The sequence below is a fragment of the Halolactibacillus alkaliphilus genome, from assembly GCF_900115465.1.
Lineage (GTDB): Bacteria > Bacillota > Bacilli > Bacillales > Amphibacillaceae > Halolactibacillus > Halolactibacillus alkaliphilus.
Map to the genome: position 1 here is coordinate 1 of NZ_FOWN01000017.1, position 25,945 is coordinate 25,945.

At 38.8% G+C, this 25,945-nt stretch carries 19 protein-coding genes; 5 read left to right on the forward strand and 14 right to left on the reverse strand.

What is annotated here, in order from left to right; all coding sequences use genetic code 11:
* On the forward strand, window positions 1-161 hold a 161-nt coding region (locus tag BM163_RS08120), incomplete at its 5' end, for a transposase (protein WP_143088203.1).
* A gap of 92 nt (window positions 162-253) precedes the next feature.
* Here the strand turns inward: BM163_RS08120 and argS are convergent.
* The 9 genes from argS to speE form a co-directional block, all read right to left on the reverse strand.
* The gene (gene argS, locus BM163_RS08125; RefSeq protein WP_089802008.1) at window positions 254-1,924 is read right to left on the reverse strand and encodes an arginine--tRNA ligase; all 1,671 of its coding nucleotides are present in this window, start codon (window positions 1,922-1,924) and stop codon (window positions 254-256) included.
* The gene (locus BM163_RS08130; RefSeq protein WP_170243689.1) at window positions 1,921-2,361 is read right to left on the reverse strand and encodes a YwiB family protein; all 441 of its coding nucleotides are present in this window, start codon (window positions 2,359-2,361) and stop codon (window positions 1,921-1,923) included. The genes argS and BM163_RS08130 overlap by 4 nt, the downstream gene beginning before the upstream one ends.
* Before the next feature lie 214 nt (window positions 2,362-2,575).
* Window positions 2,576-3,520 (reverse strand): transketolase family protein, encoded by a 945-nt coding sequence (locus BM163_RS08135; RefSeq protein ID WP_089802012.1) that lies wholly within the window; start codon window positions 3,518-3,520, stop codon window positions 2,576-2,578.
* The gene (locus tag BM163_RS08140) at window positions 3,517-4,365 is read right to left on the reverse strand and encodes a transketolase (protein ID WP_089802014.1); all 849 of its coding nucleotides are present in this window, start codon (window positions 4,363-4,365) and stop codon (window positions 3,517-3,519) included. Before BM163_RS08140 ends, BM163_RS08135 begins: the two co-directional genes overlap by 4 nt.
* Before the next feature lie 31 nt (window positions 4,366-4,396).
* A complete protein-coding gene (gene ulaA / locus BM163_RS08145) occupies window positions 4,397-5,752 on the reverse strand; it encodes a PTS ascorbate transporter subunit IIC (protein ID WP_089802016.1) in 1,356 nt (451 codons plus the stop codon).
* 27 nt (window positions 5,753-5,779) lie between these two features.
* Window positions 5,780-6,070, reverse strand: coding sequence for a PTS sugar transporter subunit IIB (locus tag BM163_RS08150; protein ID WP_089802018.1), 291 nt, complete (start codon window positions 6,068-6,070; stop codon window positions 5,780-5,782).
* 1 nt (window position 6,071) lies between these two features.
* Complete coding sequence (locus tag BM163_RS08155; protein ID WP_170243690.1) at window positions 6,072-8,111, reverse strand: BglG family transcription antiterminator; 2,040 nt, start codon at window positions 8,109-8,111, stop codon at window positions 6,072-6,074.
* A 398-nt stretch (window positions 8,112-8,509) separates the two neighbouring features.
* Complete coding sequence (speB, locus tag BM163_RS08160) at window positions 8,510-9,382, reverse strand: agmatinase (RefSeq protein WP_089802022.1); 873 nt, start codon at window positions 9,380-9,382, stop codon at window positions 8,510-8,512.
* A gap of 16 nt (window positions 9,383-9,398) precedes the next feature.
* The gene (speE, locus tag BM163_RS08165) at window positions 9,399-10,220 is read right to left on the reverse strand and encodes a polyamine aminopropyltransferase (RefSeq protein ID WP_089802023.1); all 822 of its coding nucleotides are present in this window, start codon (window positions 10,218-10,220) and stop codon (window positions 9,399-9,401) included.
* Window positions 10,221-10,781: 561 nt separating this feature from the next.
* On the opposite strand from speE, the gene BM163_RS08170 reads away from it, so the two are divergent.
* The 3 genes from BM163_RS08170 to BM163_RS08180 all read left to right on the forward strand — a co-directional run bounded on the left by BM163_RS08170 (window position 10,782) and on the right by BM163_RS08180 (window position 15,052).
* Window positions 10,782-12,662: a beta-glucoside-specific PTS transporter subunit IIABC gene (locus BM163_RS08170; RefSeq protein ID WP_089802025.1), complete on the forward strand. Its 1,881-nt coding sequence runs from the start codon at window positions 10,782-10,784 to the stop codon at window positions 12,660-12,662.
* A gap of 95 nt (window positions 12,663-12,757) precedes the next feature.
* Window positions 12,758-14,179 carry a glycoside hydrolase family 1 protein gene (locus BM163_RS08175; RefSeq protein WP_089802027.1) on the forward strand — a complete coding sequence of 474 codons (1,422 nt, stop codon included), beginning with the start codon at window positions 12,758-12,760 and terminating at the stop codon, window positions 14,177-14,179.
* A gap of 33 nt (window positions 14,180-14,212) precedes the next feature.
* Complete coding sequence (locus BM163_RS08180) at window positions 14,213-15,052, forward strand: PRD domain-containing protein (RefSeq protein ID WP_089802029.1); 840 nt, start codon at window positions 14,213-14,215, stop codon at window positions 15,050-15,052.
* Window positions 15,053-15,318: 266 nt separating this feature from the next.
* On the opposite strand, the gene BM163_RS08185 is transcribed toward BM163_RS08180, so the two are convergent.
* Window positions 15,319-17,499 carry a PilX N-terminal domain-containing pilus assembly protein gene (locus BM163_RS08185; protein WP_089802031.1) on the reverse strand — a complete coding sequence of 727 codons (2,181 nt, stop codon included), beginning with the start codon at window positions 17,497-17,499 and terminating at the stop codon, window positions 15,319-15,321.
* 231 nt (window positions 17,500-17,730) lie between these two features.
* Between BM163_RS08185 and thmT the strand changes: the two genes are divergently transcribed.
* Window positions 17,731-17,919 (forward strand): 2-hydroxymuconate tautomerase, encoded by a 189-nt coding sequence (gene thmT, locus BM163_RS08190; RefSeq protein WP_089802084.1) that lies wholly within the window; start codon window positions 17,731-17,733, stop codon window positions 17,917-17,919.
* Window positions 17,920-18,675: 756 nt separating this feature from the next.
* On the opposite strand, the gene BM163_RS08195 is transcribed toward thmT, so the two are convergent.
* The 4 genes from BM163_RS08195 to BM163_RS08215 form a co-directional block, all read right to left on the reverse strand.
* The gene (locus tag BM163_RS08195; RefSeq protein WP_089802033.1) at window positions 18,676-20,607 is read right to left on the reverse strand and encodes a fructose-1,6-bisphosphatase; all 1,932 of its coding nucleotides are present in this window, start codon (window positions 20,605-20,607) and stop codon (window positions 18,676-18,678) included.
* A 308-nt stretch (window positions 20,608-20,915) separates the two neighbouring features.
* Window positions 20,916-23,195: a glycoside hydrolase family 2 protein gene (locus BM163_RS08200; RefSeq protein WP_089802035.1), complete on the reverse strand. Its 2,280-nt coding sequence runs from the start codon at window positions 23,193-23,195 to the stop codon at window positions 20,916-20,918.
* Between the two features lie 696 nt (window positions 23,196-23,891).
* Window positions 23,892-24,737 (reverse strand): HAD family hydrolase, encoded by an 846-nt coding sequence (locus BM163_RS08210; RefSeq protein WP_089802037.1) that lies wholly within the window; start codon window positions 24,735-24,737, stop codon window positions 23,892-23,894.
* An 84-nt stretch (window positions 24,738-24,821) separates the two neighbouring features.
* Entirely contained in the window at window positions 24,822-25,673 is an 852-nt protein-coding gene (locus tag BM163_RS08215) for an SDR family oxidoreductase (RefSeq protein ID WP_089802039.1), read from the reverse strand.
* Between the last annotated feature and the right edge of the window lie 272 nt (window positions 25,674-25,945).

Consider the following 25,945-nt stretch of genomic DNA (forward strand, 5'->3'; position numbering starts at 1 on the left):
TTGAAGGCATTAATAATAAAATCAAAGTCTTAAATCGGGTGGCTTATGGTTATCGTAATTTCAAAAACTATAAGAACCGTATTCTTTTACATTTTGCGTACAAACCAGTTGAACCACAGAAGAAAAAACCACAAAATAAAACACATGTTTCAGCTGCATAAAAAGAGCTGAAACATGTGAAATATAAGCTCGAAATTATTGGTTAAAAATTCTCAACAACACCATTTGACAAAGAACCCTTTCTAATAGCCACTTACATTTGCTCTGGCGCTTCTACTCCGATAATCGCTAGTGCATTCTTAATCGTTGTACGAACAGCCGCCATTAAAGCTAAACGCGCCTCTGTCTTAGCTTTATTTGATTCATCTAATACTTTTTCTTGATTGTAATAGCTATGCAGCAACTGCGCCAAATCAAACACGTAACTTGTCATCCGGTGTGGTGTACGATTAGCTGCTGCTTCAGCAATCACTTCTTCGAAGTCACCGATATGTTTCAACAAGTCCATCCCTTTTTCAGATTGAATTTCTTCCTCAACATGCGTCGTGTCCACAACAAAGCCTTTGTCCGCCGCTTGTTTTAATAATGTACAGATTCTCGCATGTGCATACTGAACATAATAGACCGGGTTTTCGTTTGATTGAGACTTAGCTAAATCCATATCAAAATCTAAATGTGCATCACATGAGCGCATGACGAAGAAATAGCGTACGGCATCAGTACCGACTTCTTCCATTAATTCACGTAACGTCACAGCTTTACCTGTACGTTTACTCATCTTCACTTTTTCACCATTTTCAAACAGGCTCACCATTTGAATAATTTCAACTTCCAACGTATCCTTTGAATAACCTAATGCTTCAACGGCTGCTTTCATCCGTGGAATATACCCATGGTGGTCAGCACCCCAAATATTGATTAATTTATCAAAGCCACGGTCCAGCTTGTTTTTATGATAACTAATATCTGGTGTTAAATACGTATAGCTGCCATCATTTTTAATCAGCACGCGGTCTTTATCATCACCAAAAGCCGTCGTTCTAAACCAAGTAGCCCCGTCTTCTTCGTATGTGTGTCCTTTTTCTTTAAGGAGGGCTAACGTCGGTTCAATTTTACCCTCATCGTAAAGTGACGTTTCACTAAACCAATGATCAAATGTAACCCGGAAGTCTGCCAAGTCTTGTTCCAACTTTTTAAGTTCAAATCTTAATCCATAGTCTCTAAAGAACTTTAGACGCTCATCACGCGCCATAGACACAAACTTATCCCCATAAGCCTCTTTTAGCTCATCACCGATTGTTAAAATATCTTTCCCATGGTAACCGTCTTCTGGCATTGGAAAGTCTTCACCTAATGCTTGCATGTAACGCGCTTCGACAGACAGTGCCAAGTTGTTAATTTGATTACCCGCATCATTAATATAATATTCACGCTCAACATCGTAACCCGCCCAGTCCAGTAAGTGACAAAGTGAATCACCCACACTCGCACCACGCGCATGACCTAAGTGTAAATCACCCGTCGGGTTAGCTGAGACAAACTCTACTTGAATTTTCTCGCCACCACCATGCGTCGAGCGACCGTAATTTTCTTTTTGATCTAGCACTTCTTTGATTACTTGCGTCAAGTAGCGATTATCCATAAAGAAATTAATAAAACCAGGTCCTGCGATATCAATCTTGGTCACACGTGCTTTTTCTTTATTTAAATGTTCTACAATCGCTTCTGCGATTTGACGAGGCGCTTTTTTTGCGACGCGTGCTAGCTGCATGGCCACATTCGTCGCATAATCGCCGTGATCTTTTTCTTTCGGTTTTTCTAATACGACATCTGGTATCTGTTCCTCAGTCGCTAAACCCGACTCAATCACTGCTTGTTTAATTTCTTCTTTTAACGTCTGTTTAACTTGTTGACTTATACTCATCCGTTCTTGTCCCCTTTTATATTTAGTTTTAATGTATGTGTCCGCTCGCCTGCTCCATTGATAACGGTACGATAACGCATCTTAAGCGATAAATCTTGGTCCGTGTCGCTATAGATATAGTCAATCGCATCCGTATACGTCTCCATTCGAAAACGCATCAACGGGTGTTGATAGTGACTCTCTGTCTTTTTGTTTTCGATAAACTGTTGTGACATATGGATCGCGCCAGTGCGTTTTAACGTCACTTTATCTTCACTCACCATGATCACCGTATCAATCGACTCATTTTGATCGTTTGTTTCTGTGAACCTGATCATCCGCTTCATCCCGCTACCGATAACTTCACCTGTTACTTGTACCGTTTCTGTTTGAGTATCGCCATCATCAGTAATGGTTGTATCAAGTCTCACATGAACTGCTTGTTTTGCCGTTGTCATAAAAGTCATCCTTCATAAATAATCAATAACCCTAAGTATAAAAAGAGTTGGCGATAAACTCAAGCAAAAAATCAAAACTTTACGCTTTTCCCCTCTATTTTGTCGTTACTTTTTCCAAAATATAAAAAAACTACGTCAATCATTAAAAAATTGACGTAGCGTTACTCTCATTCCTATTTTTTCTTTTTTCCACTGACTAAGAACGCCTGATATGTCATTCACTGCATAAATGTTTAACCGCTTTTACAATATCTATCTTTGTTAAGCCGTAGTCTTGTTTAAGCCAGTCAGCCGTACCCACTTGACCGAACTTTTCTCTAATGCCGATGCGGTACATTTTTGTTGGCTTTTTCTCAGCAAGTACTTCAGCAACTGCACTGCCTAATCCGCCAATCACGTTATGGTTTTCAGCTGTCACAATTGCTCCTGTCTCTGCGGCTTCCATAACTGCGTCTTCATCTATGGGTTTTATTTGATACATGTCAACAACAGATACGTCAATGTCTTGGGCGGCCAGTTCCTCTGCTGCAGCTAAAGCTTCTGCCACCATAATACCTGAGGCAAGAATAGCGGCATCTGTTCCTTTTCTTAAGGTTTTAGATCCTGTCTCAAATAGCTCTGAGGTATCATACAGTGTGATTGCTTGCTTGCGAATCGTACGAATATACGTGAGGCCCGGTTGCTTATACCCTTGTTTTAGTAAAGCAGCAAGCATGGTCGCATCACTGGCCTCATACACAGTCACCTCTGGGATAATGCGCATAAGCGATAGATCTTCAAAAGGCATATGCGTGCCACCATTGTGTTCTGCCGTAACACCAGCATCTGAACCTAAAATCACCGCATCAAGTTTAGCATAGGCTAAAGATAAGAATACTTGATCATAGACACGTCGAGTGGCGAAGTTGGCAAATGTATGAATAAACGGTTTAAATCCCGCAACAGCTAAACCCGCTGCTGCTCCGATCATTTCAGCTTCCATAATACCTACGTTTACATAGCGATCCTTTAACTGATTTTTTATCTTTGTCGTCGTAATTGCACTCGATAAATCTGCTTCAAGTACAACCACCTTAGGGTCAAGAGTCGCAAGTTCTAACAACGTATCGGCATATACTTGACGCATTTCTACGGTATCTTTTTCATTGTAGCGCTTCATGTCGACACCCCAATTCGTTCACCTAAAGCTTCACATTCACGCATAATTTTCTTCGTTGTCTCTTCATCTGGACGTAAATGGTGATTGTTCGACATCGCTTCGATTACGTGTACACCTTGCCCTTTTATCGTATCAAGCACAATGACCGTTGGTTTTCCTTTATTCTTTTTGCCCCATTCAATCGCTTGGTCAATCGCCTCCGTTGACTTTCCATCAACACGCTTACTATAACAACCAAAGCTTTTAAACTTCTCAACATAGTCATGTGGTTCACTAATATCTTTTGTCGGTCCGTCTAATTGCATTTTGTTATCATCAACAAAAACCATTAAGTGATCGAGCTTGTTATGAGAGGCCATTTGAACAGCCTCCCATACTTGCCCTTCATTTAATTCACCATCGCCCACAATCACATATGTCCAGTTATCACGACGGGCTAGGCGGTTTCCTAAAGCGATGCCTGTTGCCGCCGAAATACCTTGACCGAGTGAGCCGGTCGTCATATCGACACCAGGTGTCAAGTTTCTATCGGGATGCGAAGGTAGACGGGTATTATTTTGATTCAGTGTCTGTAACCACTCTTTTGCAATAAAACCTCGAAGGAACAGTGTGGCATATAATGCTGGTCCTGCGTGCCCTTTAGATAAGACAAAATAGTCACGTTCAGGGTCGGTCTTATTCTCTGGCGTACTATTAAGGTGTTTACCATACAATACAGCGAGCGTTTCAACGACAGACAAGCTGCCACCATAATGGCCAAACCCCATTGTAACAAACTGTTTGAGCGTATAATAACGAATTTCTTGTGCAAACAGCGAAAGATCCTTTACTTGATGAACCGCCATGACTCTCCATCATCCTTTCACAAATACGTGCCTATACAGCTTGCTTTTTGTCTTTTGTCATCACAGTTGCTACAACCATTGAAACAAGTACGACAACAATACCGATAATCACCGCAAGTTTACCACCGCTATTACCTAATAAGCCGAGGAATAGACCTGAAAGTGCAAAGTCAGCATCTGAGAATGTCGTTCCGGCAAAGCCTAAGTCTCCAAGGACGGGCAATAAGAAGACAGGCAAGAAACTGATGACGATCCCGTTCACAAATGAACCGAGAATACTTCCTCTAATCCCACCAGATGCATTGCCCATTACGCCCGCTGTAGCCCCTACGAAGAAGTGTGGCACCACACCAGGTAAAATAATGACACCACCCGTAAAGACCATCACAATCATACTGACAATCCCACCGACAAAGCTTGCAAAGAAGCCAATTAAGACAGCGTTTGGTGCATACGTGAAAACAATTGGACAGTCAAGTGCTGGCTTAGCGTTAGGGACAAGTTTTTGTGAGATCCCTTTAAATGCTGGAACAATTTCTGCCAAGATAAGGCGTACACCCGCTAAGATAATAAATACACCCGCTGCGAATGTACCCGCTTGTTGTGCGGCATACATAATGTGGTTCACCCCACCACTGTAGTTCTCAGTCACAAAAGCACTACCAGCAAAGAGCGCTACAATAATGTAGATGACCGCCATCGTTAAGGCAATACTTACTGTTGAATCACGTAAGAAACCAAGACCTTTTGGAAATTTAATATCTTCTGTTGATTTAGATTTATTACCAAATTTGCTTCCAATCCACCCACTAAGTGCATAGGTCGCCGCACTAAAGTGACCGAGTGCAATTTGATCTTTCCCTGTTAATTGACGCATAAACGGCTGAACAATGGCAGGAGAAATTGTCATAATAATACCTAACATAAGCCCACCTAGTAGAAGTAATAACCACGTATCAAAACCAACTACAGCCAGGATGACCGCAATCATCGCTGCCATATAAAGCGTATGATGACCCGTTAAGAAAATATACTTAAACTTGGTAACACGCGCAATCAAAATATTAAAGACCATCCCAAGCAACATAATGATCGCTGTTGTCGTACCATAATCATTTAAGGCGACAGCAACAATCGCTTCATTATTAGGGACAACCCCTTGCATATTAAACGCCTCTTGGAACATACCGCCAAAAGGTTCTAGCGCTTGTACAACAGCACCTGCCCCGGTTGTTAAAACGATAAAACCTACAAATGTTTTAACACCGCCTTTGACTACATCAGATGTGTTCTTTTTTTGTAAGAGAAGTCCTAATATAGCGATTAAAGCAACTAAGAGTGCGGGATTACTAGCAATATCAATAATGACTTGTAAAAAATTATTCATCGTATTTTGCTCCTTCTCGTTTTAGACTTAAATTAACCCTTTTTCTTCTGCTAGAGCGGTAACTTTTTCTTTTAACTCGTCCATATCGATAATGCTGTTTAAAATACGCACATCACCTAAATGACTCGCTGCTTCTTCTAAATCGGCCGCAACAAACCATACATCCGCTGCATCTGGTGAAACAGACCCCATATCGTAGTGCTCGACTTCAACGTCTGATGGGTTTACACCAATTTCATTTAAAATTTGTTCAATGTTCATTTGAACCATAAAGCTTGATCCTAATCCTGAACCACATGCTGTTCCTATTTTTAACATGTTATTCACCTCCTTCTTGGATTAATTCAAGAACATCTTCAGGGCTTTTTGCTTGTTTAAGTGCGGTTAATCTATCTTTGTCCCTCAAGATTTCTGTTAACTGTGAAAGTGCTTTTAAATGGGTTTCGTTATCGATGGCCGCTAGGGTGACAAGCAGTTGAATCGGGTGCTTCTCATCATCGAGTAAATACACAGGTTCGTTCAATACGAGTAAACTCATACCCAATTCTTTTACACCGTCTTCTGGGCGGGCATGCGGTATAGCCACACCTTGTCCTAAGTCAATGTACGCCCCGTATGTTTCAAGTTTTTTAAAGATGGCCTCTACATATTCTGGCCCAATATTTTTGTGTTCAAGGAGTGGCTGGCAAGAGCGGTCAATGGCTTCCTTCCATCCTGTAATCGCCTTGTCTTTTTCTACTTGGATATAATTTTTTGTAAGTAAATCTGTTAACATGGGTAAATCATCACCTTTCTCACTTTCTTGTGAAATCATTGTATGGAGTAATTCGCGATGTAGCTTTTTCTCATCATGAATCGTCGCGTACTTCCTAATCGTCTTTAATAAGTCGTCAATATTAGGGACCATATAGTTTTCAATCATAAAGTCCTTTATCACACGCTGTGCTAAGCGGTTTTTTGCTAATGAGCTCATGATTGGTTTAACAATATACAGCGGTTTGTCTGCTTTGACATAGACTGTTGAAAAGATCATGTCGTAATCCTCTTTTGCGACTAAACGTAAATCATCAACCGAGTGCTTTTGTAAAAATGAAAAGTCAGGGAACAATTGGTTTAGTTCTGTTTTAAGAATCAACGATGAGCTAATCCCATTCGGACATATAATGAGAGCGCGGTATTGTTTCTTCTCATGTAATTGCGATTCCAGTTGTCCGCCAAAGTGAATCACGAAGTAAGCAATTTCATCATCTGAGATGGGCTGAGAGACTACTTCTCTTAATGGGTCTAAGGCGCGGTTAACAATATGAAATAGTTCTTCATTTTCCTCTTTGATAACCTCTGTTAAATCATTTCGAAACGGCCAATCAAACGTTAACCGGTAATACGCTGGAACAAGATGTGTGTAAAGCGACGTAATCAGTTGATCTTTTGATTGAAACGACACGAGCGAGAGCGCTTCCATCGTATCAACGACACGTTTTGTCGTATCATATAAATCATCACACCCTTGCACATCGCCCTCAATAATACTTAACAACAAACTACTGAGCACATAAACTTCCGAATCATTATTTAATGTGCCAATCTGTTGACTTAATATATCAAAGGAGTATTGATAAACAGCCATCTCTTTCGATATATGTGCTTTATAAGGCTGTAGATTCACCTTTAGTGGGCGATTTCTTATCCGAATAAATGCGATCAAGTACGCAATCTCAATCATCCTGCTTTCCACCATTGAAATGTTGCGCTTTTTTGCTTGTTGTTTCATTAAGCGAACAACCGTTTTAATATCAGGTGTTTCGTCCCAATACGTCGTGACATAATTCAGTAGCCATTTACCGTTGGTCTGCCCAATCATTTTTGTCATTAAATCAAACGCCATTTTACGTTTATTTAATTCGGTTCCCTCAAGATGGTAGCCGTCTTTACGTGTATAAGAAAACTTAATTTTAAATACATCACATGCATCACGCACTTTTTTAATGTCCGAGAGGACAGTGTTTTTACTGACTTGAAGGATCTCTTGATAATGAAAATTTGATAGTTCCGTCTTACGGATAAATGCAATCAAGTAAATTAACTGTTGGCGCTCCTGTTCACTAAAAACAATTTGTAAGTGCTTATACAGTTGACCAATGAATTTTGTTTCCTCTTGTAAATCAGGTGGAACAAAATAGTGATCGTCATTTAGTTCAATCAGTGGAAAGTTATGCTTTCTTAAATAGTTATTGAGTTGATGTATTTGTCGTTCGACTTCACTCCTCTCAATTTCAATTAAATTTGCTAATTCGGTTAAGGTGAATTGAGGCATCTCAATCAACTTCCCGAAAAGAACAAGTAAGTGATTATCAATCATAGCCTTCCTCCTTGATTTCATCATATCATGTAAGCGCTTTTACAACTACAGTTGTTGAGCCCAATATCAGCAGCTTCCACTTGGGTTTCATTGTGCTAAACTGGCGTTTAAAATCTTTAAATTGAAGACATATCTCTATCTTCTAACCGTTATCTTTAACGAACAGCGGTCACTTTTATGCGACGCGTTACTTTGCTATTCCCCTTTTTATCAAAAAAATCCCTTTTCTTTTAATTTTGCAAAACGGCCTCCGTTCATGTTCACAATGACGTCATAAACAAACATGAACATAACTTTGCATATAAACAAAAAACCACCAAACTTAGGTTAAAAACACCCTAAGTTTGGTGGTTGACTTAGCATTATTTTATCTATTTTTCATTAAGGCTTTCAGCTTCTTACTTTACAAAGCCAAGTAACATCTCACGAATAAACTTACTTGCCGCAATCGCAGTTTGGTCACTGTTATCATAAGGTGGGGCGACTTCTACTAAATCACAACCTACAACATTTACATCGCTAGCTGAAATGGCATGAATCGCATCAAGTAGCTCTTTTGAGGTGATTCCCCCTACTTCTTGAGTGCCGGTTCCTGGTGCACTCGCTGGGTCTAGAACATCGATATCGATTGTAACGTAGACGTTTTTACCCGATAAGTCTGGCAGCACGGTTTTAAGTGGCGCTAGTACATCATATTTAAACAAATGCATGCCACTTTTTTTAGCATAGTCAAACTCTTCTTTCATTCCGCTACGAATCCCAAATGAATAGACGTTTTCTGGTCCAATTAATTCACAGATCTTTTTAACTGGTGTTGAGTGAGAGTAGACCTCACCTTCATAGTGATCACGCAAATCTGTATGCGCATCAATATGAATCAAGGTCACATCGCTTAGCGCTTCATATACCGCTTCAACGACTGGGAGGGTTACCAAATGCTCCCCGCCCATACCAAAAGGCATTTTACCATCTTTCAGTAACGTTTTAATATAATCTTTAATCATCTGGAGACTTTTTTCTGGGTTACCGAAAGGTAACGGAATATCTCCTGCATCAAACACATGGATATCCGTTAATTCTCTATCAAGATAAGGACTATATTCTTCTAGACCTATCGATACTTCACGGATTCGGTTTGGGCCAAACCGTGAACCCGGACGAAAACTTACCGTCCAGTCCATCGGCATGCCATATAAGACAACGTCCGCTGTCTTATAGTCACTTTGACTAGCAATAAACACTTTACCTGAATAAGCTTCATCAAATCGCATTCTTTTCACCTGTCCCTTATTTCGTTAAGTCTTCTACAAACTTCGGTAATGCGAAGCTCGCTTGATGAAGTGATTCTGTGTAATACTTCGTCTCAATCTCCGCTGTTCTTTGAGACGTTAGTGGGTTGTACTTTTTACTACCTAGAGTAAACGTCCAAAGACCGCTTGGGTAGGTAGGAATATTAGCTGTATAAAGCTTAGTAATCGGAAAAATTTCTTTCACATCACGGTAAACAGTTTCAATTAAATCTGCTTTAAACCATGGATTATCTGATTGTGCAACAAAAATACCATCTTCTTTTAAGGCTTTACTAATACCCGCATAAAAACCTTTAGTAAATAAGTTAACCGCTGGTCCAACAGGTTCAGTTGAATCAACTAAAATAATGTCATACATGTCCTCACTCTCGGCAATATGCATAAACCCATCGCCTACCTTCACTTCCACACGCGGATCATCTAGCATCCCTGCAATTGACGGAAGGAATTTCTTTGAAGATTCAATCACATCTCCATCAATTTCAGCTAAAACCGCTTTTTCTACAGAAGGGTGTTTGAGTACTTCGCGAATCACGCCACCATCTCCTCCACCCACAACAAGGACATGTTTTGGATTTGGGTGCGTAAAGAGTGGGACATGGCTTATCATTTCATGATAGACGAACTCATCACGTTCAGACGTCATAACCATATCGTCAAGCAACAACATGTTGCCCCATTCTTCTGTTTCCACCATATCTAACTTTTGAAAATCTGTTTGTTTTGTTTCTAATGTCTGTTTTACTTTCATTGTAATTCCAAACGCATCGGTTTGTTTTTCTGTAAACCATAAACTCATTTGTATCGACTCCTTTTTTCGTATGTTTATATGTGCTATTTTTGTTGCTACAGCACTTGTAATATTCATATGTTCTCCAATACCATCACCTTAACATAAATACAGGGAAACAAGATAATTTTAGAGTTTTTTTTGAAAAAAGCAAGTACTTTTTCATAGATTTTTTCATGCATCACCGATCATGACTGTTTCAACTTAAAAAATCCTTCTCACGTGCTCTTCACCAATGCACTCATGCAACGTCATTGCGTAAAATGACCTTCTTTCATCTATCTTTCTTTTTTGAGCTATCCCCCACCTGAATTTCTAACGAGATCTTGAGGAAAGGGATTCCCAAGTACAGAGTGCTAATTAAAAATAAATTAATATTGCATGACGTCATAAGCTATGGTATATTCATCTCAAGCAATTAAATAAATATCACACAGATTATGATGGCGTGTTACTGATAATGCAGGCAAGACCAAAATAATTTGCACTTTATTTCCTATGGGGGGAGAGTGCATATTATTTTGGTCTTTTTTTATTTCAAAATGTGTGATAAGGAAAAGAGGATAAATAATGGACTACAAAAAATTAGGAGAAGAGATTTTAGAATTAGTAGGTGGCGAAAAAAATGTAACAATGTTAACTCACTGTGCTACAAGACTAAGATTTGAATTTAATGATTCAGCTAAAGTGGATAAACAAGCACTCGAAAACCTTCCAGGTATCATTTCAGTTGTAGATAAAGGCGGACAATTTCAAGTGGTTGTTGGTAATGAGGTACAACAGTCCTATCGTGCAATACAAAAAAAACTCGGATTTAACTCAGGAGAACAGGACCGAGACACTCATAAAAAAAATAAAAACAAAAATAGCCTAGTTGCTCGTTTCATCAGTGTCATTTCAACAACTTTCACACCATTTATTCCAGCCATAATCGGGGCGGGTATGATCAAAGCTATTTTAGCTGTTTTAGTATTATTAGGTATATTAACTGACCAAAGTCAAACTTTCTTTATTCTAAATACAGTAGCTGATGCCGCGTTCTTCTTTATGCCTGTCCTTCTAGCCTATGGTGCTTCGATTAAATTTGAGACAAGCCCTATCTTGGCAATGACTATAGCTGGTGTTTTACTACACCCTAATTGGTCAAGCGTTTTAACATCAGGGGAATCTCTTTACTTCATAGGTGTTCCTGTTCGCTTAACTGACTACGCTGGTTCAGTATTACCTATTATTATAACTGTTTGGATTATGTCTTATGTTGAGCGTTTTGCTGAGAAAGCGTCTCCATCTATTATTAAATTTTTCATGAAACCCATGCTGATTTTACTTATAACAGCACCACTATCTTTGGTGGTTATCGGTCCTATTGGAACATATTTAAATGATGTTGTTGCATTAACTGCAGAATCAATCAACAATTATGCAAGCTGGTTAATTCCTATGCTTATGGGTACACTTCAACCATTTTTAATTCTTACAGGGACAGCTTGGGCTATGACTCCTATAGCAACATCACAGCTGTCTACTTACGGGTTCGAGATGATGAACGGACCTGGCATGCTTGCTTCTAATATCGCTCAAGGTGGAGCCACACTTGCGGTGGCAGTTAAAACAAAAAATAAGCAACTTAAGCAATTGGCTAGTTCTGCAGGATTTACCGCTGTAATCGGAATTACGGAACCAGCATTGTACGGTGTTACCCTTAAATTAAAGAAACCTTTAATCGCTTCAATGATAGGTGGCGGTATAGCTGGTATTTATGCGGGCATTTCTGGGTTAGTTCGCTATGCTTTTGTCTCTCCTGGTCTAGCAGCAATACCAGCATTCATCGGAGAAAATCCGATGAATATTATACATGCTCTTATTACTATTGTGATTGCATTTACTGTTGGATTTATAGCTTCTTGGTTACTAGGATTTGAAGATCCTATAGAACATCCAAGTAGTGAAGCAACTCAAAATAAAGAGGGGTTTCAAAAAAATATAAATAAAGCTATGGTAGAGAATCTTTCTAGTCCAATGACCGGAAAAGTAATAGATTTAAAGGAAGTAAACGATGAAGTATTCTCTAGCGGACTCATTGGCAAGGGTGTAGCCATTAAGCCAACTAAGAACGAGGTAAGAGCACCCTTCGATGGCGAAATAGTGACTTTATTCCCTTCAAAGCATGCCATAGGCTTACGAAGTAACAATGGATTAGAAGTACTTATTCACATCGGTATTGATACTGTCAATTTAAATGGTGAACATTTCACCACTCATGTAAGTCAAGGCGATTCAATTAAAAAAGGTGACCTTCTAATAACCTTTGATCAAAAAAACATTACAGATAAAGGGTTTGATATCATTACACCTATAGTCATCACAAATGATATACCATTAGATATTAAAGATGAAATTATTGGTAAGAATATAAATATCGATGATACGATTCTAAATGTTACTATTTAATAACTTTCATGACTACGTTATTGTGCAGGATATAGTAGATTAATTAAACAGCATCATTTCAAGAAAAACTTATTTGATAGCGGGAGGAAATATTAATGTTATATAATAAACTAAAACCTTTCCCTGACGACTTTCTTTGGGGGGCATCAACTTCAGCTTATCAGGTTGAAGGAGCGTGGAACACTGATGGAAAAGGATTATCTGTTATTGATATGATGAATCACTCCACAGAATCCGCTGACTTTACAGTAGCAAGCGATCATTATCACCAATTTAAGGACGATATTCGATTGTTTCATGAACTCGGATTAAAAACTTACCGTTTTTCTATTGCATGGACGCGTATAATTCCAAATGGTACGGGTGAGATAAATGAGCAGGGTTTACAATATTATGAGGAACTAATCGATGAGTTACATCGGTACGGAATTGAACCCATAGTAACCCTATATCATTTTGACTTGCCCTACACGTTGCAAGAAAATGGCGGATGGGAGAATCGAGACACTATTGCTGCTTTTGTTAATTATTCGCGTGTTTTATTTTCGCGCTTAGGAAAGAAAGTCACCTATTGGCTTACAATAAATGAGCAAAATACCTTAATTCTTCACCCAGGAGCAGTTGGTATGCCGAAAAACGGTGAATTACCGTCAAAAAAATCATTATATCAACAAAATCATCATATGTTAGTAGCTCAAGGTGAGGTTATGGCACTTTGTCATAGCATGTGCCCACAGGCTAAAATAGGGCCTGCTTTAAATATGACGTCTATGTACCAAGCAACTAGCAAACCTGAAGATGCTATTGCCGCCCACAACTGGGAAACATTACGCGGATGGAGCTTTTTAGATTTAGCAACTAGAGGAGAATACAATTATTTATTATGGCGTTATTTAGAGGAAAGAGGCTGGCAACCCAAAATAGAACAAGGTGACTTAAAGATAATTAAAGAAGGTAATCCTGACTTTATAGCTATAAATTACTATTCAACAGCTACTATTTCCGAAAGTACAGGTGAGAAAAGCGATGTAATGCCAAGAGCTGGTGATCAACAAATTATGTTAGGTGAACCAGGCGTATACAGACCTGAAGAAAATCCATTCTTAGACAAGACAAAATACGGGTGGATCATTGATCCGGTTGGTCTCCGTTTAACCCTTAGAAAGGTGTATGAGCGTTACAGCTTACCTATCCTAATTAGCGAAAATGGCATAGGTGCACCAGATCAACTAAATGATGATTTAACAGTACATGATACTTATCGGATTAATTTTATAAAAGCCCATATAGAGCAAATTCAACAAGCCCTTACTGATGGTGTTGAAGTCTTTGGGTATTGTCCGTGGGCAGCGATTGATGTTGTTAGTACGCATCAAGGTTATAATAAGAGGTACGGCTTTATCTATGTTAATCGTGGTGAATTTGATTTGATGGATTTAAAGCGCGTTAAAAAAGATAGTTTCTTTTGGTATCAAAAAGTCATTGAATCTAATGGGGCAATTGGGTTATATGAATAACATCTTATTTTGATTTATAAAGGCGGTGAGTCGATGGAAGTTGTAAAAGTACTTAATAATAGTCTTGTTCTTTCTAAAGATAAGGATGGAAAAACGATTATAGTTATGGGTAAAGGGATTGGTTTTAACCATTCAAAAGGGGATACAATTAATGAAGAGTTAATTGAAAAAATCTTTACACCGAAAGATCCTACAGACACCAAAGAGTACGTCCGCATTTTAGCAAGTGCTCCTAGAGAGTATGTTGAAAATATTTACAATATACTTCAAGACCTTAAAAACAATTGGCAACATAAGCTAGACGATAGATATTTCCTCATCTTACTGGATCATATTGCTTTTGCTATTGAACGTGTAAACAATGGGTTTGTGTTTCAAAATAAACTACTGAATGAAGTACGCATCTATTACCCTGAAGAATATGAAGCCGGATTGATGATTGTTAGTAAATTAAACAACACGCTTCAAATCAATTTACCTGAAGAAGAGGCGGGGAATATTGCTTTTCACTTAGTTAATGCAAAAAAAGAAGATAAAAATTTTGAAAAAACCGTACTATCAATGCAATTATTAAAAGACATTTTAAATCTAGTACAATACAAGCTAAATATAAGCTTTGATAGTCGCTCCATGCGCTATAATCGTTTTGTTACTCATTTACAATACTTTATTCATCGGATTCTAGAAAATAAACAATTAGATACAAGAGATGAGTTTTTGTTTAATCAAGTCAAGAATAAACATCCAGCAGAACTTAAAGTAGCGATGTCAATCGCTGATTACTGCAATAAAATGACGGACATTGATATTACTTCTGAAGAAATGCTCTATATAATCATTCATCTCATCCGCCTAACTAATCAAGATAATTAGTAGTTCTATAAACATTATTAATGTATTTCGAGATTTACTCTATGCATTTGAGCATGCATAGAAATGTTCAAAAAACTTAGATATGTTGATTCTAAATAACATGGATAATAATTTCATTCTATCTAAAAGAGCAAAATAGTACTCACTTCTACAAAATATAAAAAACTCTCTAAACCCTATAAAATAAAGGGTTTGGAGAGTTTTTTTAAAAGTGAAGTGTCAAACTGGATAATACATAAAAAAACATAGGTTTTATCTACAATTACTCACATTTCTGTGACCGGTGCTCTAATAATCACCTCCACAGGCACAATATTCGTTCCGCTTCCAGAACCACCACCAGAGCCCGACCCTGAACCAGGAAGTGACCCCGTTCCACCCGATGAATGATTGGCTCCATCAGATGTGGTGGCTGGTGCATAAATCATCGTAGGTGCATTTCCTATCGTAACTTTTCCATTGTTTACGAGATACATACCGACAATCGTCACACTAGAACTTGCCACAAAATCATTATTCGCAAGAACTGTCCCTAAGACCGTTAAGTCATTATGCATGTAAAATTTGTTATGTGCTTCAAAATAGAGTTGACCGGCTATTTCCTTTGCTTGGTCTTTATTGTTTTGGACAAAGCTTTTATCTATTTTAGTGTAGTTCACTCCATCTAATGAAACATACAATGTTGTCCCGTGGCTAAAATGAATATCTTGTTTAGAGTAAACATTAATCGGACCATTAGATAAGTCCATATATAACTTTACTTCCGTACTAGATAAATTAAAGTCATTGAAGTAGTAAGTACCAGTGTCAAAATAGAGGTTATCTTGATACATAATAGTTACACGATCATAGTATCCGGGTGTTAAATTGTGAGTGGTCCGATTCTGGCTAGATACTACACTCTCACCCGTTGATGTATATTCTTTAATCGGGATCTTTTGAGTTGAAACGGTATAACCAGAAAAATCAGGTGCTGTAGGTGGTATAGGTGCAGTTGGTGCAACAACCGTACCTGGATTTGCTTGTTCAGTGACAGTTCCGCCAATTGTACCTAAGGGCTGGTTATTAAATCGTTTAAGCGTTCCACCCGTGACAACCTTACCACTAATGGTATTATTTGTGCCGTGAATAACATCTTTACCAGCATAAACATCGCCATTTAGTCGATACGTTTGATAACTGCGAGTATAAACATCCTGCCCAGCAAACACATTACCATTTACTGTGAAGTTCCCTCCTTGATTGCGTTCACCAACATCTCCTTGTGCATGAATATTTCCATTCACTGTAATTCCCGAGCCGAAAATAAAACGGTTATGAGTGAATATATCACTTAAAGAAGAACTGGTTTCTGCAAGTACTTGACCATTTGAATGAATCGCACGGGTATTGTTGTTACCACTCCTTAATGTCACATTTCCACCTGCATAAATCGTTTCTGTTGTAACACCGCTACCTGTTGTGACATGACCCCCAGCATGTATCACAAGAGTATTATTGTTACCACTCCCTAATGTCACATTTCCACCTGCATAAATCGTTTCTGTTGTAACACCGCTACCTGTTGTGACATGGCCCCCAGCATGGACATTCGTGACATTATTATTATTTAACAACTCAATATTACCATTTGCATATATGTCCTTTGCTTTTGATCCTGATGTTAAGCTGACGTTACCCATCGCATAAATTGCTTCTTCAACAACCGCATTCGCATTATTTAGCTTAACGTGACCGTTAAGCGCATATAAACTACCCGTTACTTTTACTTCATTTTGTATTTCGATTGAGTTTGTCGCAATCAATGACCCTCTAACATCTGTCCCTTTAGAATTAAAGATAATATTTTCAGCAAAGAAGTCTCCTTCCATGTAGCCGCCATTTGGCATGATGAGTGTTTCATTTGAAGCACTATAAAAAATAAAATCCGAAGGAATTGTTCCGCCTCCACCTGAGGTTTCAGCTATACGATGCGCCACATCAAAACTTGTCGATACTTCTCTGTTTGACGTGCCTTGTTTTCCGTTTGACGTGAGTGTGTAACGCATCACACGTTCATGGTACTGTCCTGTTTGTTGTTCATTTACCGCATCTTGATTAATATGAATGGCCGCTAACGGCGTCTCTCCGTTATTGTCTTCAAAGATCATCAAGTCCCCCGTAATATGCTCATCAATAAATGTATTCAGTTGTTGAAAAAAGGCGTCATGTGAGAGAGGAAGCGCTCCTAATTCTTTAGCTTTTTTCTCAAGCACTGCCACGGATTGATTCACGCCGGCTTCTGCGATATAAAATGTACTCTCATATTGAGTGGTTGATTTTGTCAGTCGCACGTTAGCTACACCGATTGTCATTAAAGCTGAACCTAAAACAGATAACACTAAAAACGTCAACAACGTTAAAACCAAGGCCACACCCTGTTCGTTTTTCCATAGCTTTTTCCACACATGCCTAACCTCCTGTATTTATCTAAAATATAATATATGCTTCGTCGCTTGCCATTATCTGTCTTAAGTTTACCATATTCAAAACCTTTCACCACCACTTTTCTGACGATTTAATTGTTGTTTTGATCTGGCTGACTATTTTTTTGAATATCCTTTCATTTTGCAGTAAAATAAAAGACGATAGATGCATCATTCTAAATAAAGTAAATTACAATGAAAGCAGGTGAAGAAATGCCATACGTCACTGTGAAAATGTTAGAAGGTCGTACCGATGAACAAAAAAAAGCGCTTGTTGAAAAAGTGACAGATGCCGTCGTTGAAACAACCGGCGCAAGCCGTGAGAAAGTTGTTGTCTTTTTAGAAGATATGAAAAAATCCGAGTATGCCGTTGGTGGAATAAGGCTGAGTGATCAAGGTTAAGAAAAAATAGACATGAAGTCATGGTGAATGTCCCTTACCACCGACGATCCTTACGTGTCGTTTGAAGTGAGGGCTGCTTGGGGTATCGTCACTTTTACTAGTTAACGTATATAACTAAGCTCCCTCTTGTTCTAAGAGTTTATATCTTTTGAAGCACTTGCTAGTAAGCGACTGCCTTCTTTTTAATGTTGGGCACTGAATTGCCATCTCTATCGTGATCTCGTCCGTACGAACACGTATATATTCTCATGTTCATAGGCATCAGTTCTGTATTTTCGCGATGCCAACACATTTTTGTAAAAGGTATCCTTTCATACTTTATCACAATCCTTTACTACCTATACAAAATCTTAATATATCAAGTAGACTAAATATACCTTGTCGAAAAAAGAAAAACATTGAGTCCTTCCCTAACCGACATTCCTCTCTCTCCATACTGCTAGGTCATACACTTCACACGTCTTAAAACGGACTGCTCCCACAGTTAACGCAGGCGGCTACTTTAGACGAAACTCTGTGAGACTTCTTTCATGAAGTGCCTTTAATTTAAAGCCGTCACAAAAAAAAACAAACATTCAAGCCGTATAACATCGCTTAAATGTTTGTGAAAATCACTTATGATGTTTTAGTAAAGAAGTCAAATATACGCATCATAACAAAGCATTGTACCGTTCTAACTTTTATAACGTTGATCATGTCTTAACCAAACACTTACCTATCTTAATAGGCTTAAGAACGGTTACCTAAGTCAGCTTGTTATCTTACATATTTCCCTTCTAACAACTTGTTCAAGTAATTAATTTCTTGTTTCAACTTTTCGCCGATATTTGTTTCCCGAACTTTTTTACGACGCAACTCTTTATCAACGAGCCGTTTTTTCGATAACACATCGGTTCCATTTTTAATCACATCTTGTTTCGAGTGGAAGTAGTGATGGGCGACGAGCTCAATACCATAAGAATTATAGACCAATGTATAGCCTGCAATCCCTGTTGTTTTTTGATAAGCTTTTGAAAAACCACCATCAATCACAATCATCTTACCGTTAGCTTTGATCGGATTTTCCCCTTCAATTTCTTTCACCGGCGTGTGACCGTTAATGATATGACCCGTATCAGGATCTAAATCAAATCCTGCTAACATGCGACGAACAACCTGTTCATCTTCCCTTAAATAATAGTAGGCATTTTTGCGCTCTTTATGGGTTGTTTTATCTTCGATAAAGTAACGCTCAAACGTCGTCATCTCTTTTTTTCCGAAGAGCGATGAGTGTTCGCCCGTCCACATATACCAAACCATATCCGTCGCCAAGTCATCCGTCACGCGCTTATTAGCATAACTCTCACGAAGGAACGATTCGAATTGGTCAAGTAACGCTTTTCCGCTATACGCCTTCCCCTCAATCTCAAATGACGCAAACGTCCCGTCATCATGTAATGGAATACACCCATGTATTAATAGATTTCCGTTGTAGCGTAAATAAACATTGCCCTTTTTCATTAAGAAGTCCATATGTCGTGTGAGTTTTTCTGAATGTTGCACATTAAATAACAGCTGATTAATGACCCGCTCTTCTTCTTCTAATAAATCACCTGGGGCCTCTTTATTGATGGTCTGAAAGCATGGTTGATTTAACGGATACGTTTTCCCATTAAGTTTAATCGTCTCGTTATCATAATCAATAAACTCCAGCACTTGGCGGTGTTCTAAATGAAAAGATGGTCGCCTTTTAATGATAGGTAACTCTAACTTAAACTGAATCATCGTGATGGCTTGGTGCATTCGGGTAATTTGTAACATCTCATCTTCTGATAGTTCTTCTCCTGGTTGCAATTTCGGCCGAAAGGCCGGATGGTCGTCATAATAATGGTTCGCTAACATCTGTAAGGGACGTAAGTTAATTCCGTAACGGTCTTCAATAATATCTAAGTTATTATACCGGGCACAGATGCGAATAATATTAGCAAGACTAACTTTTGAACCACTGTACGCACCAAGCCATAGCACATCATGGTTCCCCCACTGAATATCGACAGAATGATGCTGAATCAACGTCTCCATTATTTTATCCGGTTTTGGTCCCCGGTCATAAATATCACCCACGACATGTAAGTGGTCGACCACGAGGCGTTGAATCGTATAACAGAGTCCAACAATCAGCTTATCCGCCTGATTCAATGAAATAATCTGTTGGATAATCTTTCGGTAATACTCTTTCTTATTCTCAAGCAAATCAACTTTATAAAGCAGTTCCTCAATGATATAGATAAAGGCTGTCGGCAACGCTTTTCTTAACTTCGAACGGGTATATTTACTTGACGTATAGGATGTAAGTGCGATGAGTTTTTTAATAATATCACGATACCATTGATGTAATTCCGTCTGATCATCAAATTGTTGTTTCATCATTTTAAGCTTTTGTTCTGGATAGTAGACAAACGCGGCTAAGCTATTCATATCTTCTTTGGTCAGTTGATCTTTAAACAGCTCTTCGATTTTATCTTTCACCTTACCCGAGCCATTTCTTAACACGTGACTAAACGCCTGATACTCACCATGCAAGTCACTCACAAAGTGCTCCGTTCCCTTTGGTAAATTTAAAATGGCCTCTAAATTAATGATTTCCGTTGCGACTTTTTCTTCGGTGTTATACTTTTCTGCGAGTAACTCTAAATACTTTTGTTCCATATTGCTCCCCCTTCATACATGGCCGTGATCTGATGAATCAGATAACAGCTAACAGACTTTACTTTTTCCCCCTCCTCTTTTTGTCATGATTCGATAAATATTACCACCTATTTTACAGCTATCAGGCACACTTGGCTAGCTTATTTGTTTGTTTTTTCTGAAAATTAATGGGCCTTGTATGCACTCATCTACTCCTTACTGATAGTAAAAAAAACCACCTTACATAGGTAAGATGGTCAAAGGTCTAGGGGAATACGTCAGCCAAACATCTCCCCGCGCTTGAAGCTCATTAAGGTGTTACTTCCTGATTATTTCTTAACTTTCGTTAAGGCTTGATTCAACTTATTCAATACACGCGGATTAAGCGTGTCTGAATCCATACTTGCGAGTGTATCGACTTTCATTGATGATATCGTCTCATACACAGGTGCTTTTGTTACGTCACCAAAGTACTTAAAGATAATCTCTCGGGTTTGTGTGTGCTCAATGAGAGTTTCTAACGTCTCTCGTGTAGAATAGACGTCATCTGAGATTGTTATCTCCTCTAGTGGCGTATCTGCATCCTCGTCGTCTGGCATATCGAACCAGTTGGCCACTAGACCACCTTCGTCTTTCGCCGGCGCTTTAAAACGGGGATCGATCTCAGCTACTTTTTCAAAGTAACCGGTGTCCGTCTTACCTGAAGATGAGACAACACTGACTTTATTTGAACCACTTGATAACTGAATATCTTTAAACACAACATGTCTATCATACACTTTTTTTGTTTCAAGTTTAGCGTTGTTAAGATAAAGGGTGACACTGTCTTCATTCGTGTAGACTTTAAACTCTGTAACATCGCCTTCACGGTTTATATAACGTTTACCCGTTAAGTGTAAAACCGCATCTTCACGCCAATATGCTTGATAAAGATAAAATGCATCTTTTTTGATCTTACGATCATATGTTACTAATCCCTTATTGTTTCGGCCTTTCACGCCACCTTCATCACGTATATTGGCGCCAAAGTCAAACATGTTCCAAACAAAGGTCGACCAAAGATACGGACGCTCATGGAAGATTTTATACACTTTTTCATGATAAAGCGCGTGATATGCTTCTGAGTAGTCTTTTACTTTCGGATCAAGGTTATGGTATCTGATAATACCTTCTGCACCGTACTCACTTATACCCAGTGGAATGTCTGGATTGTCTTTATGGAAGGCATCTAAAAACGGCGCAAATTCTTCAGCTTCACCAACATACCACCCATAATACTTGTTGTACCCAATAAGATCGGTCTCCTGATTATACGGATCATCATTTTCAACAAACATCACATTGGCCATCGTTGTTAGACGGGTAGGATCTTCTTGTTTAGTCAGTTGATTCAATTCACGGACTAAATCTCTAACCGCTTGTTTATCCCCACCAATTTGAATTTCATTTTGAATCCCCCAGAAACAAATCGATGGGTGATGGAGATTTTGACGAATAAGCTCAATCATTTGTAACTTCGCATTTGCACCTGACTCATCTGTCTTAGACATTCTTGAGATAAACGGCGTTTCTGCCCAAGTAATGATACCGTATCGGTCACATAAATCATAGAAATATTGATCATGTTGATAGTGTGCTAGACGAATCGTGTTCGCACCCACTTCACGAATCAGTGCCATATCTTCATCATGTTCCTTCTCCGTTATCGCCCACCCTTTATCTTTGCGGTCCTGGTGTCTGGAAACGCCTCGTAATGGGTATTTCTCACCATTTAAGAAGAAGCCTTCGTTTGGATCGACGTGATAGTAACGTAAACCAAGTGGTAAAATCACTTCATCAACAACATCGTTGAAAGTTTCTAAACGCACACTAACTTGATAAAGATGCGGGTCTTTCATTCCATTCCACAGGATAGGGTTATCAATATTAAAACTTAGCGTGTCTGTCGTCACACCTGTAGGTAACGTCAGTTCTTTACCGCGACTATAGACGTTATGTCCTTCGCCATCTAATACATCAAGCCATAAGCGCGCAAACTTGGTCTCGTCCTTTTCATTGACAATGCGCGTATCAAGCCGTATCAATGCTGATTCGTCAGTGACGTTTTCTTGAAACAAATAGTTACCGTTTGAACCATAATCTAATCTATCAAAGTGAAGATCTTCTACTAAGAGAATAGAGACCTCTCTGTAAATGCCACCGTAGAAAGTAAAGTCTGCCATTAAAGGGTAAATGTCTTCACGGTGCCGATTGTCTACTTCAAAAACAATCTCATTCTCTGCATTAAACGTAATCTCATCCGTCACATCAAAACGAAACGTCGAATAGCCTCCTTCATGTCTTCCGACATGTTGACCGTTTACTAATACATCGGTGACACTGTTAGCGCCTTGACATTCAATTATGACACGACGGTCTTTATATAAATCATTGACAACCAATGTTTTACTGTAACGACTTTTAGCACGATAAAAATCAAAACCATTGGCACCGTCTACCGCATTCCATGTATGAGGTAAGTTTACAACAACAGGATCAAAAAACTGCGCCTCATCATCAATGCCTTTTTCAAATAGCCAATCCTCATTAAAATTTATCACTTCTCGCATACAATCATCTCCTCGTATAATACGTTTTGAAGTTAAGATCTTGATTTTGATCTTAACTACTCCATCACTAATCAGTAATTAAGTCTCCCCGATGGGGTAATAAATCGGGAAATAACCTTTTTTCTTTTGATTATTTTGCGGATAACTATTTAAGTATCTGATTCATTTTTTCACTAGAGCACACAACATATATTTTCATTTTAAGTCCTCTATACAGATTATATCGTGATTGTTGATAATGCCTGTACTCAACTTATTCAGAAAATCAGTACATAGATTTCTTTCTTTTTAGCTAATAATGCTCGTCTTGACAATTATCGTTGTTCACTTTTTAGTCTCTTTGCCATCTTTGACGTAAGTTTAGTGTTATATATCTTTTGACCATCAGAAAGAATCCCTAAGTCTGCAATACCAAGGTCAATTCAGGTGACAAAATTGGTTTTAGGTAACACGATAACGTCTTCTTTACACAACAATGAAATGTCATACTTCCCACTTAAATGACGTGATTTAAAGGGACAGTGGTGTCTGTGCTGTCAAGTCCTGGATCTGACTCCTGATTATTGACCCTGTTATCGCGTTTATTCACTTAAACGCCCCTCCTTAGGACTTCATCCGTTATTCAAGTCATTCTAGCTGAGTTTATGGCGTGAGTTCTTTTTAACCCTAAGGTGTAACTTTTATCATTGTTACGAATTATCTAGATGAAAGTGCTTCATGGAATTCATCAATAAGCTTCTCTTGATACGCATCATCAAAAGCTCCTGAAAGAAGACGTGGGAATGCTTCTTGTCTCAGACGATTCCAACTCATCTCTTCTTGACCGACAATAATAGGATAGAAGTGTACACCGTTTTTCTTCGCTGCATCCAAGTCACCTGGTGCATCACCTACCATCACGATCTGGTTTTCTCGGTAATTAAAGTCACGTAAGTCATCAATACATTTTGCTTTAGAACCCGCTTCTTGCCCAAGCAAGATATCGACATACTCATCTAAACCGTGACGGGTCCATTCTTCAAGCACAGCCTTGGTGTTTGCACTAGAGACGATCGCAACATCTGCCTCTTGACTGACAAGAGCCAACCCCTCTTTTACCCCATCAAACGGCTTATCCACATCTGACAGTTTCCCAATCGCTTCATTTACTTTCTCACTCCACAACAACCCTAAAGCAAGTTCTTCTTCCCCTGTTTCTTCATAACTTTTAGCTAAAGCTCGGTTTGAAAGTTCCGATGTTTCTTCGGTCCATTTCTTTAACGCCTTAAACGGGACGACATCCATGCCGCGCTCAGCCGCCACATCAAACGATAAAACGAGCCCTTTAAAACGATTAATTCCTCGTGTCATTGAATACAGATTTAATTCATTCCACAAATCGAGGAATTCACCTTTCATTTTCTCTAAGCCAAACACCTCAATTATTTTCGGACCGAAACATTCGATATGTTTGACATCCATCGTATCCATGGCACAGCCGTCAGAATCAACACATACGAGTACGTTGTGCTTTTTGTGAAAATCAACTAAATGTGTGTTCATTATTGTTACCCCTTTGTTTTAAAACAGGGCTATCACAAGTGATAACCCCGTCGGTATTTTTTTGTTAAATACGTTACCCTTTAATTACACACCTGAGTAGGCATGGAAGCCACCATCGATTGGTAAAACAACACCTGAGACAAAACTTGAATACTGTGCATCAGCTAAAAACAGCACCGCACCAATTAATTCTTCTGGGTCACCAAAGCGCTCCATTGGTGTTGCATTAATAATTTTTTGTGAACGTGCAGTATAGGAACCATCTTCATTTAATAGTAATTTTTCATTTTGTTTAGTCACTAAAAACCCTGGAGCAATCGCGTTGACACGTACGCCTGCTTTAGACATATATGTCGCTAACCACTCTGTGAAGTTACTGACAGCTGCTTTACCACCAGAGTATGCAGGAATTTTTGTCAGTGGCGTGAAAGCGTTCATCGATGACACGTTAATAATCGTCGCATCTTTACGCTCAGCCATGTCTTTACCGAACACTTGTGATGGTAACAATGTACCTAAGAAATTGAGGTCCATCACAAAGCCAATCCCTTTAGGATCTAAATCAAAGAATGTTTTAAGTTCTGGATTCGCTTTTTTAGCTTCTTTATCGTAAAACTCATCATCCGATGTCCCTTTAGGATTGTTTCCACCCGCACCGTTGAGGAGAATATCGACACCGCCATAGACGTCATCGATTTTAGCTTTGGCTGTTTTAAGTGAGTCAACGTCAAGGACATTTGCCGCAACACCTATCGCTTTACCACCGTCTGCGACAATTTCTTCTGCGATCTTATTCGCTGCTTCTTCTTGTAAGTCCATCACGACAACATTTGCGCCTGCTTCAGCTAATGCTTTACAGAAATAGCTCCCGAGGACACCGCCACCACCAGTAACGGCGGCTACTTTACCAGATAAATCAAATTTGTGTTCTTTCATCTTTATTTCCTCCCTTAGTTGTCATAATCTTTGTCACGTGCATTGTTTATTTTACGCGCTCCATCTCTTACGCGCGATTAAGTATGAATCCTTTTATAGACAGCACAATCATGAGTGACGCTTTTTCTATAGACGTTTAGATGTGTCTTTTCTTAATTTATACTAAATTTTTTAGGAAAGTGGTATGCATAAAACAGCTAGAATAGGTATGTTTTAGTTTTTAGGTTGTTCGCCATTAAACGCCTTCGTTTTGCATCCTACATGATTGTGCA

Excerpts from the sequence above, each read along its gene's own strand:
- argS (WP_089802008.1), bottom strand. The coding sequence starts at position 1,924 with ATGAGTATAAGTCAACAAGTTAAACAGACGTTAAAAGAAGAAATTAAA.
- BM163_RS08130 (WP_170243689.1), bottom strand. The coding sequence starts at position 2,361 with ATGACAACGGCAAAACAAGCAGTTCATGTGAGACTTGATACAACCATT.
- BM163_RS08135 (WP_089802012.1), bottom strand. The coding sequence starts at position 3,520 with ATGAAGCGCTACAATGAAAAAGATACCGTAGAAATGCGTCAAGTATAT.
- BM163_RS08140 (WP_089802014.1), bottom strand. The coding sequence starts at position 4,365 with ATGGCGGTTCATCAAGTAAAGGATCTTTCGCTGTTTGCACAAGAAATT.
- ulaA (WP_089802016.1), bottom strand. The coding sequence starts at position 5,752 with ATGAATAATTTTTTACAAGTCATTATTGATATTGCTAGTAATCCCGCA.
- BM163_RS08150 (WP_089802018.1), bottom strand. The coding sequence starts at position 6,070 with ATGTTAAAAATAGGAACAGCATGTGGTTCAGGATTAGGATCAAGCTTT.
- BM163_RS08155 (WP_170243690.1), bottom strand. The coding sequence starts at position 8,111 with ATGATTGATAATCACTTACTTGTTCTTTTCGGGAAGTTGATTGAGATG.
- speB (WP_089802022.1), bottom strand. The coding sequence starts at position 9,382 with ATGCGATTTGATGAAGCTTATTCAGGTAAAGTGTTTATTGCTAGTCAA.
- speE (WP_089802023.1), bottom strand. The coding sequence starts at position 10,220 with ATGAGTTTATGGTTTACAGAAAAACAAACCGATGCGTTTGGAATTACA.
- BM163_RS08170 (WP_089802025.1), top strand. The coding sequence starts at position 10,782 with ATGGACTACAAAAAATTAGGAGAAGAGATTTTAGAATTAGTAGGTGGC.
- BM163_RS08175 (WP_089802027.1), top strand. The coding sequence starts at position 12,758 with ATGTTATATAATAAACTAAAACCTTTCCCTGACGACTTTCTTTGGGGG.
- BM163_RS08180 (WP_089802029.1), top strand. The coding sequence starts at position 14,213 with ATGGAAGTTGTAAAAGTACTTAATAATAGTCTTGTTCTTTCTAAAGAT.
- thmT (WP_089802084.1), top strand. The coding sequence starts at position 17,731 with ATGCCATACGTCACTGTGAAAATGTTAGAAGGTCGTACCGATGAACAA.
- BM163_RS08195 (WP_089802033.1), bottom strand. The coding sequence starts at position 20,607 with ATGGAACAAAAGTATTTAGAGTTACTCGCAGAAAAGTATAACACCGAA.
- BM163_RS08200 (WP_089802035.1), bottom strand. The coding sequence starts at position 23,195 with ATGCGAGAAGTGATAAATTTTAATGAGGATTGGCTATTTGAAAAAGGC.
- BM163_RS08210 (WP_089802037.1), bottom strand. The coding sequence starts at position 24,737 with ATGAACACACATTTAGTTGATTTTCACAAAAAGCACAACGTACTCGTA.
- BM163_RS08215 (WP_089802039.1), bottom strand. The coding sequence starts at position 25,673 with ATGAAAGAACACAAATTTGATTTATCTGGTAAAGTAGCCGCCGTTACT.